Consider the following 16,408-nt stretch of genomic DNA (forward strand, 5'->3'; position numbering starts at 1 on the left):
AATCGACGATTACTGACACTCTGTCCGGTAGGTCGCAGGATCGTGTAATATATTAGATTTTCGACCTTGTGTACCCGATAGAACTCATTCTTATAATATCGGAACATCCGGCCATGTCGATCTTCATAACCCCAAATGCTATCTTTTGGTATTCGTTCAGTATGACCATCCTTATATTTGACCGTTATCACGTTTGAAAAAGCCCAATTCTGTCTAATCGATTTAATAGCTGCCCCTTGGCCAGATTGATTTATGGTATGGCTTGAATACAGTACCCGTTGGGCCTGCCCTTGCCCAGCAAATGCTAGTGTCATTCCGAATAGGCAAATGAATCGATTCATAATCAAAGCCTTTTAAGTTGAAACTACCAATTTACTAAAATTAACTTTGTTGAATCAATGATATGAACTGTCAGAAAGCAATATCGTAATTAAGACTTAGAGACCGGGAACACCCAGCGGCTACAGTACAGACTGAAGGGAGACACATGATCTTTGAAATCATAAGTGTCGTGGACACCATAATTTAATCGAAGACATTTAACGGATACTTTAATTTCGCAGCCCGACTCTTTTTCAAATCAATATCAATAGTTGAAAATCGCGATTTTGACGAAGTTAAAGTTAAAATCGAGCCGGTCACAGGCTCTGTAACCCAACCGGCTCCTCCCCATAAGAACCCGTTGTCCCCTTCGCCGGCACGGTTCGAACTGAGGCAATATGCTCCCGAGACTACTGCTGATACCTTGCCGCAGTCGACCCATTGCTGAACGCTGCCTTGTGACGTAGCCCTGGGACATAATAGCAAGTCGATACCTTGTTTGCCATAGTGGCGCGCCCACTGGTTAAACCATAGCTCAGTACAGAGCAGAATGCCAACACGGTAATCGCCAATATCGACGGAGTCGAAAGTCACCGCTTGTTCCCTTTCAAACCATGTTTGTTCCCAAAAATGCGGCTCCTGCGGAAAATAGGCTTTGCTATGCAGCCGCTGATGTCCTTTTTCTGGCGTATAAACGTAGGCGATATTCAAATACCTGCTGTCTTCGATGGTCGGCATCGAATACACAACTGAGCACACGCCGAGCGCCTCAATTTCAGCTAGCCACTGCTTATGGCGCTGAATACCTCGCAAGCGGAGCTCCTGGGTAAGTTCAGGAGTAGCCGCCATCCACCGGCAGAAAGGCATCTCCGGCAGTAGCACCAGGTCGGGCCGGTTTTCTGCGATGTGAGCTTTCAGGTCCTTCCAGTCCAGCAGGAACTTGGCTTCGTCGTCGCTCAGCTCACAAACTGTTACTCTCATTTTGTGAATGGATATGGTGCTTATTTGATGGTGACGACAATTTTGCCTTGGGTGTGCCCCTTTTCGATTTCACGATGTGCGTCGGCCATTGCTTCAAGAGGATAGCTCGCCGAGATATGGGGCACCAGCCTGTTTTCCTCTAACAGGTTAGCAATGAATTTCATATTCTGTCCATTTGATAATACCATATTATAGAATGCATTGACATTTCGTCGGTCTGCCTCCGCCTTTTCCTCATCGTTAACGTGTGACCATAGGCTGATCAATGATCCACCCGGCTTGACGACCTGCATACTTCTTTGAATATGCCGATCTTGTTTGACTGCCTCTACCACAAGGTCGACGTCTGCAATTTGCTGCTCAAACCGGCCTTGTTGATAGTCGACAAACTCGTCTGCTCCCAATGAAGTTACAAAGTCCTTTTTCCCTATTGAAGCAAGTGCGATTACATGGGCACCAAAATATTTGGCAAACTGAACGGCAAAGTGCCCCACACCCCCTCCCGCTGCTGTGATCAGGACGCGATCTCCATCTTTAATACCGACCTTGATCATCGGTTGCAGGGCAGTAAGCGCCGCAAGAGTGGCAGCGGCAGCCTGCTCGTGACTGATGTTGGATGGTTTATGCGCCAGGTCACCCTCTGGTGCAGCCACGTACTCGGCGTAAGTCCGCCCGATGTACGGGTGCCGCAAGGCGCCGAACACCTGGTCGCCTATTTTAAAATCTGCAACCTTGGTACCAACCCCAACAACCTCGCCTGAAATATCCCATCCCGGGATCAACGGCTGGTCGCTGCCAAACACCCAACTTACATCTTTGTTGCTGCGAACGATAGCGTCTGCCGGGTTAATGCTGATTGCCTTTGTCCGCACCAGGACCTCATTTTCTTTTATTTGAGGAATAGGTAGCAGTGCCATAGCGAAGTTCTCAACTCCACCATGACCTTTAATTGTCATTGCTTTCATAGTCGTTTTGAAACGCTGTCCCGGTTATGAACATCTTTATTAAGTGAAGCCTTTTGCTGGCCACCCGGGACTGCTGAACAAAATTATAGCAAGTTCCGCGTAACTTTGCCGCAGGTATCACCGTTGATACCTCCTCCGGTCATGAACCCAAAAGAAAACACAACCCAGATCCAGGCCCAAATCCGCGCATTGCAGGATACGATCTACGTGATCGGTGGTAAATGGAAGCTACCGATAATCCATTCCATTTGTAAGGGCAATAGACGGTTTTCGGATATTCAGCACAGTATTCCGGGTATTACCAAGCGGATGCTGTCTAGGAGCCTGAAAGAACTAGAAGATAATAAGTTGATCGTCAGGAAAGTGGATCCCGACTTTACAGCAACGATCGAATACGAATTCACCCATTATGCGCTTGAATATGGCAACCTGATACTGGAAATGATTAGGTGGGGCCAGAACCATCAAAAGGTTATTACCGGCAAGGCTATCTCAATGACGAAGCAATAAATGTTATTAGTACGGCTGCGTATATACGGTTGGGGAAAACCAGGCACTAGTGCAGTAGTATCAGCGTGCTCTCAACCATTCTTTCACATTCGGCCTGGGTCATTCCCGCTTTGGCCGAAACAACGATCCCGTTAATACAGTTCTGTAAATAATCTGCCATCGTCTCAGCATCGAGACTATCAGAAAACTTCCCCTCTTTCTTGCCGTCAAGCACAAAATGAAGCAATGCCCCCCTGGTAGCATCAATACTTTTCCTGACGATTTCAACCGCTGCCGGCTCGTCCGGGCCGAACTCGATAATGGAATTGATCAAAAAGCAGCCCTGCGGCATGCCGCCGGGATATGTGCCCTCAATCGACAGTTTGAAGATAAGCTTTATGCCCGCTAGCGGTTCTCTCGTGTTCGAAATAATATTCTCCAGCCCCACAACCGTCTTTTCGTGATACCGGTGAAGTGATTTGAGCAGCAATGAATGTTTGTCCCCAAACGTGTTGTACAGACTGGATCTGCTTATACCCAAGGTGCTCACCAAATCCTCAGGCGTTGTACCACGATACCCGCGAATCTTAAATAGCTCGATTGCCCTGTCTAGAATATCCTGCTCGTCGAAATTACGGTTTCTGGCCATTTAATTGTGATTTAGCTTCAAAAGGTACTGTCGCGATAAAAATACAAACTTATTGGAACTATAATTCCAATATTTTGATTCTGGAACTATAATTCCAAAATCAAACAGTTCAATCATGAAAACTCTAGCAGAAAAGGTCGCATTCGTCACAGGTGGTACACGCGGGATGGGCGAAGCAATCGTCAGAAGACTCGCCTCGGAAGGCGCAAGCGTTGCCTTCACATATGTCAGCTCGCAAGAAAAAGCGCAGAAATTGACGGACGAGATCACACAAAATGGAGGGAAAGCATTGGGGATCAAAGCAGATGCAGCACAGAGTGGCGCACTGACCAAGGCGATAAACGACACCGCCGAAAAATTTGGGAAAATCGATATTCTGGTAAATAATGCAGCAATCGCAGTCGCAGGTCCACTAGATCAAGCTGCCGAAAGGTCTGGGGATTATGATCGTCAGGTTGATGTGAACATCCGGGCAGTGTCCGAAGCTGTGCGCGCTGCTGTGAAATATATTCCAGAAGGCGGCAGGGTCATTAATATCGGCTCGGTAGGTGGCAAAAGGATCGGTGGACCGTTTATGTCAGACTATGCCGCAACCAAAGCCGCCATCAGCGGCTACACCCGTGGACTGGCCTGGGATCTGGCGCCCCGGAATATAACTGTTAATACGGTTGAACCCGGTGCGATCGACACTGACATGATGCCGACCGATCCAGCGGTTCGTGAGGCTTTCACCAATGCAATTCCGTTGAAAAGGCTGGGAAAACCCCAGGAGATTGCTGCGATGGTAAACTTCCTTGCAGGCCCAGAGGCAAGCTACATTACAGGAAGCAGTTTCACTGTCGACGGTGGGATAAATGCTTGATAAGCAGCAGTTGGTTAGGCCAGTATCGCCATTTCAAATAAATTGTGATACTGGCTAAATCTTCGTTGGAAGACACTTTTCTCATATTAAAATCTATAAGACCTAGGGATTGAATTCCTTGATTTACAGGCTTGCACGCGGATGAGTTATTTCCTCTCCTAGCTACGCCATAAACAGAGATCGTGATAAAGCAACATGTTTTGTTTAGCTTCCCGACCAGCTGACCTTCTTCGAGTTTTCTGGTATTTTGTCAAAGGCAGTTTAACGATCATATCAAATGTGATCTGGATATGCCAAGTATAAGTAGTAGAAGTTCAGGAACGACGTTAAGGATTGCCTGCTTACGATGAAAAGCACACTTGTCAAGCATAGAGATCATCCACATCGAGCCCCCACACGGCACCGATCGGGTTGTAAATCTGACTACGACAGAAGTTGTCTTACCGAACATAAAAATAACCTCCCGGCATCGCCAGAAAGCTATTTGTGATACTCAACGTTAATAATGCAAAGGTACGATGTTCCGGCGAGTTGACTTATAAAAGTTGAGCCTAAAGTTGTAGATATGTATCGATTATCCGCGATAATCAATATGAATAGTTCGAAACCCTCGTGATTTACAAAGCCAACATTTGTAGAACAATTTCTATATTTGATACTTCGTCTACAAAGCACCCTTCATACAGGAATGAAACTATTACTTCTTTTTATTGTCCTTTTTACCTTTTCACGAGTATCCTTGGGGCGGCAGGCGGAAAGTGTCCAACTGGACAACTTTCGAATCGAGCAGTTTACAGATGAAAATGGTCTTCCACAAAACAGCGTGTACACAATTGTTAAGGATGAGCTTGGCTTCGTTTGGCTTTCAACAGAAGGTGGCTTGGTGCGCTTTGACGGACAGGAATTTACAATATTTCGTAATTTTGGAAGTACACATTTGTCGGTTAGCATTGGCAACATCGGGATTGATCCGCGGCCAAAGAAGCGGGGCTTGTACGCAGTCAATAACGAAAATGAATTTATCCTCATAGAGAAAGGGGTTGCTTCGGTGGATAAGAGATTCCAGAATCGAAACGGCCAGTCACCGTTCCCATTTGTTCAACGTGGCAAAGGGCATTTATATGAACGGCTGCCAACGTTAAGTCATGACAGGCCTGCGCTGACCCCCTTTGTGATCCCGGCCGGTGAAAATCGCTTTTTTGTATACGATCGGAAAGATCTGTCTTGTTATGTAAACAAAAAACTGATAGGAAAGACGCATTTCGGTAATAAGTATCCGTGGGCTTTTTTTCGCCTGGGCAATAATCTTTACTATCTACAAAAGGGAATATTCACACGCTATAATTGCGTTGAAAGCAAACTCAAAGCTCAGTCGGCAAAGTTATATGGTGATCTGCGGCTAGACAAGCTTTCTGGTCATCCCGATGCGATCGAACTGTTCTGGAACAATGCTAGCGAACAGGCATTGGTACGTTTGGACAAGGCATTGTACATATTGCTTAAAGACAAAAATGGCGACTTAAATTCAAAACTTATCCTGGAAGGATTTGATTTTACAACGGACATCATCAAGTCGGCGTACTATGATCAGAAGACTGACAGGATATTTTTAGGAAGTCAGTTAAATGGGCTTTTTGTCTTTACAAAAAAGAAATTCCAAGTCCAAACCAGTGATTTTCCAGGAACTGACCAGGTTTATTACGGTCAGGCCGCATTCGGTGATCGTCAAGTACTTTCTGCCCAAGGCATCGTTTTTCGAGCCGACCCTTCCATAGGAAAATCCGTAGCCAGCCAGCTCCCTTTGGTAACAGAAAGCGTAACCTGGGATAAGACAAGTATCGCTGTTGATGCTTACGGGGATATTTGGTGTAAAAACCAGAACAGATTAATGGTAATAAGCGCCGATGGCTCTACAATGAAGGCGTCTTGGGAGCTGGCATCGGAAATTTCCCAGCTCTACCAGGCTCCTGATTCGACAATTTGGATCGGTACTCAGACATCGGGCATTTACTACGTTAAACCGTCGTGGAAATTAGGGACTTCACCTAGGCATTTCTTAAATGCGCCAACGGAGATTTCATACATCAAGGACTCATATGGCTTCCTTTGGGTCGGCACAGCACACGGCCTGTTCCGCATTAACAAAACCACACGGCAAATGGTTAGGATCAACGGGCTTGACGGCATGTATATCAGAAGCATTCATCTGACTGATGACGGCCGCCAAGTCTGGATCACCAGCTCGCAACATGGCTTTTTCCTGTTGCGGGACAAGAGATTAACCCGTTTTCCTCTCGATCGGAAGGGTTATCTGGCCAACTCTCATTGCATTCTCGAAGACCGAAACGGCTATTTCTGGATTACAACCAACCATGGGCTTTTTCAAGTGCTCAAATCAGACCTGGTTGAGTATGCAAGGCATGGCGGTATGATCTATTACCATCTCTATTCAAAGTCCGACGGATTTAACACCAATGAGTTCAACGGCAGATGTGAGCCTTGTGCACTGCGGCTGTCGTCAGGGCTGGTATCGCTACCTTCCATGAATGGCTTGGTATGGTTCACGCCAGAGCGCATAACGCCTGAACAGCCAGACAAAGCGATCATAATCCATAGTTTGGAAATTGATCGTAGACCTCTGCCAGTTTCATTTGATAATCAACAGGTGAACTTCTCTCAACAAGCAAAGGAGTTCCGCATCGAAATGTTAACACCATTTTTTGGCAACCCCCAGAACCTAAGGTTTCACTACGCTCTCCAGCCTAAGGGCTTACAGCCGGCAGAAACGGATTGGTTGCCCATTGACGCCATTTTTGGCAACCGGGCGCTGATCACTATTTCTACGCTAAGCAAGGGCGACTACACGCTATTCGTACGAAAAATGGATGGCTTTGTTCAGAAGAACATCTCCTATAAAACGGTTCAGATCACCGTTCCCCCATTCTGGTACCAGACCTGGTGGTTTTACTCACTTGCCGCCGCCCTACTGATCTTGGCCGGCGCGTGGTACATCAGATACCGGATCAACAGAGTCAAACGAGTCAATCTGACACTTGAACAGCAAGTAAATGCGCGCACGGCGCAGCTTCGCGGCGCCCTAAGGGATCTGGAAAAATCCCAGCAGGACACAATTAATCAAATGCAACTGCAATCACGTCTGATGGCCTCCATCGCCCACGATGTTCGTTCCCCGCTTGGTGCGGCGATTACCGTTTCGGAAGAAATGCAAAAAATGATTGCCAGAGGCCAGTACGAAATGGCAACGATGGTAGGAAAAAACATCGAGGACTCTATGCGACAAGTGAAAGCCTCACTGGAAGAAATGCTTTCCTACGTAAAAATTCGCATTTACAAAAAACAAGCGACGACCGAATTAGTCGATTTAAGCGCATTGATTGAAGAAAATATGCAGCTGTATGGTAAAAACACACGGATCAATGCCAACACCTTTCTCAATGAAATACCATTAGATACGTGTATCGAAACGAATGCACCGCTTCTAAAAATAATCGTCCACAATCTGATCGATAATGCCAATAAATTTACAAAAAATGGTGTCGTCCGCGCCTATGTTTCTGTGGAAGAAAAGCAGTTGCGCCTGTTTATCGAAGATTCGGGTCGTGGAATCCCTAGCGAGCTGCGCGATTGGTTCCAAGCAAACGGCAAAAATCAAAGTGAACCAGCACACACCGGTATCGGACTTGTCATGGTTAAAGAGTTGGCTCCTAGCGTGGCCGAAAGCATTGTTTTAGAAGAACTGTCACCCGGGACACGAATAGTAATTACTTTTAAACGGCAGATATTTAATCATCAGTCAGTGCTCACCAGTGACGTTATCGCGCCCTAATTTTCTCTGCCAATTCAATGATATTATCGACGCCAAGCTTCTCAAAAATCCGCGCTTTGTAGGTACTAACGGTGTTAGACTGGATATCCAGCAACGACGCGATTTCTTTTACCCATTTACCGGTAATTAACAGCTCGGCAATCTCTCTTTCCCTTACGGAAAGACTTTTAATTCCGGTCGGACGTTTTCGCGCCTGTTTTTGGAATACTATCGCGTTTAGAAGCCGCTCTTGCACTGCTTCGCTCACATACCGGTTCTTTCTCATGACCGTTTGGATAGCCCGCACTGTTTCGGACTTCTCGGCACTTTTAGACAAATAACCGTTTGCACCGGCCGACACATATTCAAGCGCGTTGAATTGCTCATCAGCCGCGGAGCATACCAGGATTGGCACCAGCTGTTGATGCTCCCGGATACGGGCGATCATGCTCGTACCTACCCCGCCAGGAATGTCAATGTCCAGCAAAATTAAATCATATTGATGATTAAGCAGGTACGACATGGCATCTTCAAAGTCTTCTGCTTCATGGACAATAGAGTGAGGGTAAAGGTCTTCGAGCACCAATCTCATGCTCATCCGTACCAAAAAATGGTCATCAACAACAAGGTAAATCATATCACAAGGCGAACTGGGTGCAATGCTAGCAAGAATTATTATGGAGGGCAACAAAAAAAGATTATCGCTTAGCATCCTTACCTAATTGCCATGTCAATTTCATGGCTAGTTCCTCATTATTGTCCACACTGAGCTTTTCAAAGATAGCTTGTCGATACTCAGAGATTTTTTCAATATTAATCTTTGCAGCCTCCGCAATTTGTCGGTAAGGGACATTTGCGGCCAACAAGTCGGCTATTAGCCTTTCCCTTCGGGTTAGCTCACGGCTAGCCGGATCGGCTGCAATGTGAGAAAGCAACACCTGCTGAACATCAAAACCGATAAACCGGGCTTTGCGCTGAGCAACCTGGATCGCCTCGAGAATTTCAACAGCGTCGGACTTTTTGGAAATCAATGCATGGATACCCGTCCGAATAAAAGCATAGATGTACTGGAAATCATCTCCCAAATGCACGACAACAGCTACATCGGGATGGCACTGCCGGAACGCATCGAGCAGTGATGCATCTTTCCCGTCTGCCACACCAGCGTCAAGAACCAGCGTCTTAACCTGTCCTGCCTGATAGGCAGAAAGGCTGTTTTGTAAACTGTCCGATTCAAGAATGAGGGTGTCATCGAATTCACTGATGATAATTGAACGGAGGCCAATATTTAAAGCGGGATTATCTGTAACGATCAAAATCGCCATTGGATGACGGTGGGTTATTGCTTTCCAGGGTTTAACTAAATTAGAGTCCTTACCATGTAAAAAGAAAGGGTTCCAGGGCTTGAAAATGCGATGCCCTGAAACCCTTAACCAGTGATTACCTTGATACGGCGATCTTTTGTGTGCTAATAGTGCCGTCAAACAGGGTCATAGTAAGCGTATATACACCAGGTGCCAGACTGCTTACATCTACACCACCAGCAGGAATGCTGCGGCTACTGAACACCTGTACACCTGCGACGCTGGTCAGTGTTATCTGTTTAACCTGGCCGTGGTCGGCGATCAGAAGCTTATCTGAAACCGGGTTTGGATAAGCAATCGCCATCACACCTTTCAGCTTCACCTCACGAATGCTGCTGAATGCATAAGTGCCGTCTGTATCCACCATTTTCAGGCGGTACAGATTGGTGCCCATGGCCGGTCTTAAATCGTTATATGAATAATCGAGCAGTGCATTGCTCTCGCCGCGCGAAGCTATGCTACCGATCATTGCCCACGATTTCCCATCTACACTGCGCTCGATCTCAAAGCGGTCGCTGCCTTTCTCTTCGGTTGTAGACCATGCCAGCAGTACGTTGCCAGTTTCGGCCGTTGCCGTAAAACGGGCCAAAGTAACTGGAAGCGGATTTTCAAATGCGATGAAATAATCTTCCACTTCACCGTCCGCTGCTGCGCCGTTGACGCTGGCAGCCGTGAGCGGATCGGTGGTGAGCCTAAAACGTGCGAACACACCGGTAGAACCTGTTGTCCCGCCCAAGGTCGAGCTGGGCCAAATAAGCGTTGCGCTCGACGCGCCGGGGGCGACTGTTGTGCAAACGCCTTCGCTGGCTTCAAATGTTCCGTTGTTATTCCAGTCGATCCAGCCGCAAAGATTCGCCGTCGATGTGGTCAGGTTAACAGTGGCAACATTGACTGTGTAGTTGACGATCGAGGTGGTAGATCCTCCGGCAATCGCAGGGAACGCCGTCACACCGTCTTCATCATTCAAGCCGGTGTTGTTATCACCATTAGCCTGTTGGCCCGGGGCTCCATCCGTTTCCGCGTCTATTGTGCTGCCCATGGTCAGGAAGCTTGTCACGCGGTGCGAGGGGCCGTTTCCGGTCGTGAGCGTACTGTACGAATCCGGTGCGTCGCCATAGTCGCAGCCAATTCCGATGGTTATGTCGTCAATGGCGAAATCGTTGCCGTTGATCCCTGGGACCTGCTGATTGTTGCGGATAATGAAATCAACGGTCCCAGAGGCGTCAGCGACAAATGTCATCGAATACTGGCGCCAGTCGGTTTCGGACGTAAACGGTATATCACCCGTCGATTGCGAGGAAATCAGACCACCTTGCAAGTTTCTTGCTTCCAGTACCAGGTTTGGAAGCACATAGCCCGGCGCGGTTGTTAAGTTAGTGGCCCAAAGTGAAAGTGAATACGATGCACCAGGGAGCAGTCCGCTAAACCTGCGACGGAAAACCTCGTCCTGGCCGAAACCTCCGTTCACATTTAAAAAGTAACCTCCTACATCGCCGGCCGTGTGGTCAGGGGCAACTGTCCCGTAATATAGCGCCTGAAAGTTATTTACTACCGTGTGGGTTTCAGCGCCGTATTCATTGAAGTGGTACGGCGAGTATATCGAAGGAATTGACGAAACTGTTTCAGAACCAGACGCGCCGAATGTCTCAACAAAAGGGGTACCACACGAATTTGAAATCGGTGAAGTCTGGATATTGTAATTGACGAATTCCAAATGTGCCGTCTGACCGGCGGTTACTGTTACAGTCGCTGTCCGGTTAGCAATGTCGGTGCTTACTGATCCGCCGGCAGTGTTGATTTTGATCAGCTCCCATGATCCAGGCGCTGCGTTTTCGGAAATCGTGTATGTACCTGGCGCAACGTTATAAATGATGCTATTGCCGGCACCCGCAGTCCTGACAGTATGGTCATTGAGCCATCCCCCATCTTCCCTACGCTGTATAAGTCTTCCGCGCATCGTCGTTGGAGCATCCGCCTTGGCATTGTAGGTCAGCACTGGTGTGTCCCCATCGGCGCCGGCGGAGATACCGCCATTGTTGCTTCCGGAAAGCGCCCCTCCACTATTGGGGTCTACCACCCAATTGTTTCCGGAAAGACGGTACGCTTGCGCACTGTTGACGGCCCAAACGCTGCCATCAGCAGCAACCGTGATATCTGAGAACCCCTGGGACGGATATGTTTCAGCAATCGTTGCAACATCACCGGAGACTGTGATACGGTAAACCTGTCCAGCCGTTTCACTAAGTACATATACCGACCCATCCGGCGCTACGTCCACCCGGGAACCGCAAACGTTGGGAAAACCGGTATAGCTGTTGCCGCCATTCCACCTGAACAAATTGTAGCAACCGGCTGTGTTGAAAGCAAGCAAATAAGCCGCTTGCGTAGCACCGGCCGACATTCCAATATCAAAAGCGTTGATCGTTGTCGGCGTTGTGGGAATAAAAGCGCTTCCATCCCATGTGTACATAAAACCCTCGGCGTTGACCAGTATGGGCGTACCATTTTGATCTACATCAACGCGTGTACCCAAGCCCGGAGCAGTCGTCCAGCTGGATGAGCCGGCGGCACGGTAGTACACCCCACCATTGCCCGTTCCTGACGCCGGAGCGCCAATGGCCCAAATCGTATTGTTAGTTCCCATCCCCACGTCCTGCAAAGAGACGAATGCCGGATCGTCATTCAGCGTAAATGAGCTGCCGGAAGGCAGGTTGGTTGTGAAACCAAAATCAACACCTGGGCTCACTTCCGATTGCGCTTTCTTTGCAATCACAATCGTGGAAAGTGGCGCCAGCTCGCGCGACGCAAAGGTGTAGGCAATATAGGAGTCCGGTGAAAGGGTTCCTGTCGTGGTAATCGAGCCTGCATTCAGATCACTGCCCCCCCCGAGCACCGACGTAGGGTCAATAGATGAAGGGATGGCTACCCATTTAGTCCCGTCCCAACCGGCGATTGTCAAATTGGCAAGCTGGCTGGCTGTCAGGCCGGCTATGCCGCTGGACGCGTCCCAGGTAAGGGTGAGCGGTGTTTCGCTCGCGCCGTCGATGTCCCAGTATTCTACCGTGCTGACGGCTGTCACGCCTGCACCCCTGCTGCTGGTACCAAACGGACCGCCGGTTGGAAGTGCCGGGTAATCTGTGCCTGAAAACAGGTTGCTGGTCGCGGCTGCATTGGGATCGGCGCGGAAGTAGGCGCCCATCGTTCCATCGCCCGAAGCAGCAAACGGGCCTAGCGAGCCGTTATCGCCCACCGGAAAAATGAACTGTCCTGAGCCGTATTTACGTACATATCCGTCCACATACCCGGCGTCGGATGCGCCATTAGATGTCAGATTGTCACCGACAAAATTAAGAACGCCGAAGTTGCCGGCCGCGCGCTCGGTCAGGATCACACCCGGCTGCACGCCCGCACCGCCTGCTACGAAATCATGATTGGAAAAAAAGCTCATCTGGGCGCCGCCGAAGATCGTGGTATTGCCCTGGCTGCCTTCCTGCGCCCAGCCAAAATGTGCATGGCCCATCAGGGCGGCACAAACCGCGATGCTGGCGCATACCCTTCCAGGTAATTTTGAATGTTTTAGTTTCATATAAAGTATGCTTAGTACTTTGATGTCATAAGGTTTGATCGGTTTGACTGGCAAATGCAAGTCAGCGTATGCTATCAGAATGGCCCTACAGCGTAGGTTTCTACGAATTGTAGCTCTCCGGAAAAGGAACCTGTCCAAAACCAGAAGTGAAGAGTTTGGCCTTCGGTTACAGTTACCCGAAACGCTGGCGTTGTATGGTGAGCCGTTGGTGCCACAAGTACCCATTCAGCGGTAAGACCAGCTAGTTCAAAGGTGGACGAACTGCTCGACAATGCGGTATTTATAAAAACTTGATTACCCACCGGATAGCTGGTCGCACCAGTCGGCATTACCCAACGGGTTGTCACCATATATGTACCTGCTCTCGGGAAAGTAATACTAGCCCCAGAGTAAAATTGCCCATCACCCGGCACGGTTACCAGATTTCCCAACGTACCGTTTACCATCCCCGGGGCCGATGGGGTTTGCCAGGTGGCGCCACCGGCCGCGTCTGAGGTTAAAACCTTTCCCGCCCCTTGCGAACCGTCTGCAATCGTCACTTTGCCAGTGTTCTTGTTGATGCTGACCTTTTTGGCCGGATCGGTACTTTCCACTTCGAGGTTATTGCTTGGATCAATCGTTGTTGGGTTGGAGCCGATTTTTACCTGTGCGGAAACGGCAGTGGCCGCCGCGAGCATCAGACCGATGGTCAATGTCGGAATAAGTCGAATTGTCTTCATAGAAATTTGTAATTGATGCAAAAGAATTGCGATTGAAGTATGCTGTTGAATTTCCGCATGGGTGTTCTAGAGCCAAATTGGCGGTAAACAAACTACTCTATTTTGGTGATCGTCATATAAGCGCGGCCACATGTCCCAGTCCAGATAGGGTTAATGGGCGGGTTCCCGTCGGTTTGCATCGTATACCCTTCCAGTGAAATTGCGTCCCCCGCTGATAACCTTCCTGTATATACGACAGACTGCCAGTCACCCGCAGTGCCTCCCAACGGAGATGTGCCTTTGAAAAGCGGGCCCCCGTTTTCCGAGACAACCCAGATCCTGGTCCAAAGAACTACCCCTGCACCCGTAGTACTGTTACACGACAAACCCACCTGCACTGAGTACGAGCCATCAGCAGGAATTGTGTACCGTTTTTCGGCAGGCAGCCAATTCTCACCGCCGACACTTGGGACCAGGGGCAGACGCTGCGCGGGATCGTCGTGTACCGTAAACGTAGGTACAGTCGTAGGCGCAGTAATCGCTCCATTGAATACCGTCTGAGGTATTTTTGCCGTTGAAAGTGGCAGCCATGTGGCGACTCCATTCGCATCAGATGTAAGCACAAAGCCGTTTCCCTGTGAACCGTCGGCAATAGTGACCTTGCCAGTATTTTTATTTATACTGACTCTTTTGGCCGGGTCAGTGCTTTCCACTTCCAGGTTGTTGCTCGGGTCGATCGTTGTAGGGTTCGATCCGATTTTTACTTGCGCAGATGCAATGGTAGCCGCAGCCAGCATGAAACCAATGGCGAATGTTGGAACAAGTCGAGTTGTCTTCATAAGTATTAAATCGGTTGATATTCGGATAATTGATACGCTCTACCTGAAAAGCGGTAGCACTACTACTTCGAAGTCTTAATGATGCACTCACTACACCGGGCGTCCCTGGTTTAGCATGGCACAAACATAAGTCCGATATCAAATTATTTTTGTCGACATGAAAAATTAGCAGTCGTAGATAGCGCCCTACATTGTAGTATTTATTCTATGAAATTTACGTATTGCAACACTTGACGACGTATAATGCAAAGGCCCAGAATGTTGACTAGTACTCTGAGAGATACGGTGATCACCGCAATTCCTGCTATTGCGCACCATTTTTGGTCAAAACTCTGGCGGTCACATAGCTCTATGGCGTTTGAAAGGCAAGAACAATTGTTCATTTACGATTGACCAGTATTACTCATTAAAATTGCAATCGTCACCTTCTGGCACGACTCAGTAGACAAGACCAAACAAAATATACCATCCTGTTGTTTGGCGAACAGCGTGTATGGCCCGGAAGCGTCCACATATCAGCTCCATGCATCACGTTGCTCAAGGCTTCTGGCGCTCAAGGGATAAAGCATTTTCAAATGGATTGCATTCTCACCGAAAGAGCTATAATTGGTAAACAAAAAGCCAGCAGACAAAAATCTGCTGGCTTCAACAATACATCCTCTATCAGTGAAAACACTGATTTTACAACGAAGCTACAGCTACATCGAAATACCAATCTATCTTCGGACAAGTAAAAGGTGGTTGCTCTAAAAGATTAAGGTGACGATCTGTATGAGGCCTCCCTTTGGATAGCAGCAAGCATATTTGAGCATAAAATGAGATTCGGTTGTCATCAGCTTTCCTAAATCTCCGCAGATTAGCGTAGTTATATATTTGGCGGTAAAATTGATCGTCATAGGAATGACACATGTCAAAGTGAAGAACAACCATAACAATTAGTATTACTACCTTTACAATATTCACCCTTTGATCTGTTGGATGAGTAAGCATTTAAACACTATAAGACCGGCCATAGTTGACCAGATTATTGAAGCAATACTGGAAAGCAGTGCTAACTCTAACTGTTTGTTTTATACCTTTTTTACATCAAAAACGCCTGTTTCTATCATCAAGATGGTGATTGCTGAACTTTCTCACAAAGGCATCCTTGTAGAAGTTGACGAGTTTGCACTGGAAACCCAGCCAGTCGAACCGATGATCAATCTTTACATATATAGAGTAGATAACGACAGACCATTAGCCTGCTGAACTTCCGTTACGAAGCTCTGCTCAAATAATAGTCATGAACAAAGTAAAATCATTGTATAAACCTGGTTAATACACATACAAGTGACCGTTTACCTTTATAGGATAATAGATAGGAGGATTTGATTGCACTAATTGAATTACAGAAGCAGAACTCTTAACCCGGTAGTTGGACTTTTGAATGGCAACACCCGTATCGATTTATCCAAGTCGTGAGGGCCTTCGTACAAGAAAAATCAAACGCGCTAACGTTGCTGCTATCCGGGACGGATCATACCTCGTTCACCACGGAGCCGGAAGACTTTGTTTGAACGGCCAAGCCTTGACGGCGCAGCGCTTGCCTAAACTAAATGGCTGGCCATAAAAAGAAGCCTGGGTGCAGGACAACCAGGCTTTTTACTTAAACCCTCCTCTAAAAGTGTATAGCATAACAGACTGGCAAAGCTATACAAAATGCAAGTCTTCGCCCTTAGTTGATTTGCAAATTGAATTATTGCTACACGACGGTGACCGGTAGTACCGTTTTTGGCTACGAGGCATGAAAGCACAGTTAGTGCGTAAACGGTAATATTACCCACGTCCT

12 protein-coding genes are annotated in these 16,408 nt (G+C 47.8%); 4 read left to right on the top strand and 8 right to left on the bottom strand.

Going from position 1 to position 16,408, the window contains the following annotated elements:
* Nucleotides 1-525: 525 nt before the first annotated feature.
* Nucleotides 526-1,302, bottom strand: coding sequence for a carbon-nitrogen hydrolase family protein (locus tag DFER_RS11480; protein WP_015811798.1), 777 nt, complete (start codon nt 1,300-1,302; stop codon nt 526-528).
* Nucleotides 1,303-1,322: 20 nt separating this feature from the next.
* Nucleotides 1,323-2,267 (bottom strand): NADP-dependent oxidoreductase, encoded by a 945-nt coding sequence (locus tag DFER_RS11485; protein WP_015811799.1) that lies wholly within the window; start codon nt 2,265-2,267, stop codon nt 1,323-1,325.
* A gap of 141 nt (nt 2,268-2,408) precedes the next feature.
* On the opposite strand from DFER_RS11485, the gene DFER_RS11490 reads away from it, so the two are divergent.
* A complete protein-coding gene (locus DFER_RS11490) occupies nt 2,409-2,777 on the top strand; it encodes a winged helix-turn-helix transcriptional regulator (protein WP_015811800.1) in 369 nt (122 codons plus the stop codon).
* Nucleotides 2,778-2,823: 46 nt separating this feature from the next.
* On the opposite strand, the gene DFER_RS11495 is transcribed toward DFER_RS11490, so the two are convergent.
* On the bottom strand, nt 2,824-3,405 hold the full coding sequence (locus tag DFER_RS11495) for a TetR/AcrR family transcriptional regulator (RefSeq protein ID WP_015811801.1): 582 nt from the start codon (nt 3,403-3,405) through the stop codon (nt 2,824-2,826).
* A gap of 115 nt (nt 3,406-3,520) precedes the next feature.
* On the opposite strand from DFER_RS11495, the gene DFER_RS11500 reads away from it, so the two are divergent.
* Nucleotides 3,521-4,267 carry an SDR family NAD(P)-dependent oxidoreductase gene (locus tag DFER_RS11500; RefSeq protein ID WP_015811802.1) on the top strand — a complete coding sequence of 249 codons (747 nt, stop codon included), beginning with the start codon at nt 3,521-3,523 and terminating at the stop codon, nt 4,265-4,267.
* A 688-nt stretch (nt 4,268-4,955) separates the two neighbouring features.
* Nucleotides 4,956-8,114, top strand: a complete 3,159-nt coding sequence (locus DFER_RS11505; protein ID WP_015811803.1) for a ligand-binding sensor domain-containing protein — start codon at nt 4,956-4,958, stop codon at nt 8,112-8,114.
* Here the strand turns inward: DFER_RS11505 and DFER_RS11510 are convergent.
* The 5 genes from DFER_RS11510 to DFER_RS11530 form a co-directional block, all read right to left on the bottom strand.
* Complete coding sequence (locus DFER_RS11510; protein ID WP_015811804.1) at nt 8,101-8,730, bottom strand: response regulator; 630 nt, start codon at nt 8,728-8,730, stop codon at nt 8,101-8,103. The genes DFER_RS11505 and DFER_RS11510 overlap by 14 nt on opposite strands.
* A gap of 61 nt (nt 8,731-8,791) precedes the next feature.
* Nucleotides 8,792-9,418, bottom strand: coding sequence for a response regulator transcription factor (locus DFER_RS11515; protein ID WP_015811805.1), 627 nt, complete (start codon nt 9,416-9,418; stop codon nt 8,792-8,794).
* Nucleotides 9,419-9,533: 115 nt separating this feature from the next.
* Nucleotides 9,534-13,043 (bottom strand): GEVED domain-containing protein, encoded by a 3,510-nt coding sequence (locus DFER_RS11520; protein WP_229206235.1) that lies wholly within the window; start codon nt 13,041-13,043, stop codon nt 9,534-9,536.
* 74 nt (nt 13,044-13,117) lie between these two features.
* A complete protein-coding gene (locus DFER_RS11525) occupies nt 13,118-13,762 on the bottom strand; it encodes a hypothetical protein (RefSeq protein ID WP_015811807.1) in 645 nt (214 codons plus the stop codon).
* Nucleotides 13,763-13,854: 92 nt separating this feature from the next.
* Nucleotides 13,855-14,580 carry a hypothetical protein gene (locus DFER_RS11530; RefSeq protein ID WP_041735000.1) on the bottom strand — a complete coding sequence of 242 codons (726 nt, stop codon included), beginning with the start codon at nt 14,578-14,580 and terminating at the stop codon, nt 13,855-13,857.
* A gap of 978 nt (nt 14,581-15,558) precedes the next feature.
* Between DFER_RS11530 and DFER_RS11535 the strand changes: the two genes are divergently transcribed.
* Entirely contained in the window at nt 15,559-15,828 is a 270-nt protein-coding gene (locus tag DFER_RS11535) for a hypothetical protein (protein ID WP_015811810.1), read from the top strand.
* Nucleotides 15,829-16,408 lie beyond the last annotated feature (580 nt).

The organism is Dyadobacter fermentans DSM 18053 (assembly GCF_000023125.1).
Taxonomy (GTDB): domain Bacteria; phylum Bacteroidota; class Bacteroidia; order Cytophagales; family Spirosomataceae; genus Dyadobacter; species Dyadobacter fermentans.

Excerpts from the sequence above, each read along its gene's own strand:
- DFER_RS11525 (WP_015811807.1), bottom strand. The coding sequence starts at position 13,762 with ATGAAGACAATTCGACTTATTCCGACATTGACCATCGGTCTGATGCTC.
- DFER_RS11490 (WP_015811800.1), top strand. The coding sequence starts at position 2,409 with ATGAACCCAAAAGAAAACACAACCCAGATCCAGGCCCAAATCCGCGCA.
- DFER_RS11510 (WP_015811804.1), bottom strand. The coding sequence starts at position 8,730 with ATGATTTACCTTGTTGTTGATGACCATTTTTTGGTACGGATGAGCATG.
- DFER_RS11535 (WP_015811810.1), top strand. The coding sequence starts at position 15,559 with ATGAGTAAGCATTTAAACACTATAAGACCGGCCATAGTTGACCAGATT.
- DFER_RS11520 (WP_229206235.1), bottom strand. The coding sequence starts at position 13,043 with ATGAAACTAAAACATTCAAAATTACCTGGAAGGGTATGCGCCAGCATC.
- DFER_RS11485 (WP_015811799.1), bottom strand. The coding sequence starts at position 2,267 with ATGAAAGCAATGACAATTAAAGGTCATGGTGGAGTTGAGAACTTCGCT.
- DFER_RS11500 (WP_015811802.1), top strand. The coding sequence starts at position 3,521 with ATGAAAACTCTAGCAGAAAAGGTCGCATTCGTCACAGGTGGTACACGC.
- DFER_RS11495 (WP_015811801.1), bottom strand. The coding sequence starts at position 3,405 with ATGGCCAGAAACCGTAATTTCGACGAGCAGGATATTCTAGACAGGGCA.
- DFER_RS11530 (WP_041735000.1), bottom strand. The coding sequence starts at position 14,580 with ATGAAGACAACTCGACTTGTTCCAACATTCGCCATTGGTTTCATGCTG.
- DFER_RS11480 (WP_015811798.1), bottom strand. The coding sequence starts at position 1,302 with ATGAGAGTAACAGTTTGTGAGCTGAGCGACGACGAAGCCAAGTTCCTG.
- DFER_RS11515 (WP_015811805.1), bottom strand. The coding sequence starts at position 9,418 with ATGGCGATTTTGATCGTTACAGATAATCCCGCTTTAAATATTGGCCTC.
- DFER_RS11505 (WP_015811803.1), top strand. The coding sequence starts at position 4,956 with ATGAAACTATTACTTCTTTTTATTGTCCTTTTTACCTTTTCACGAGTA.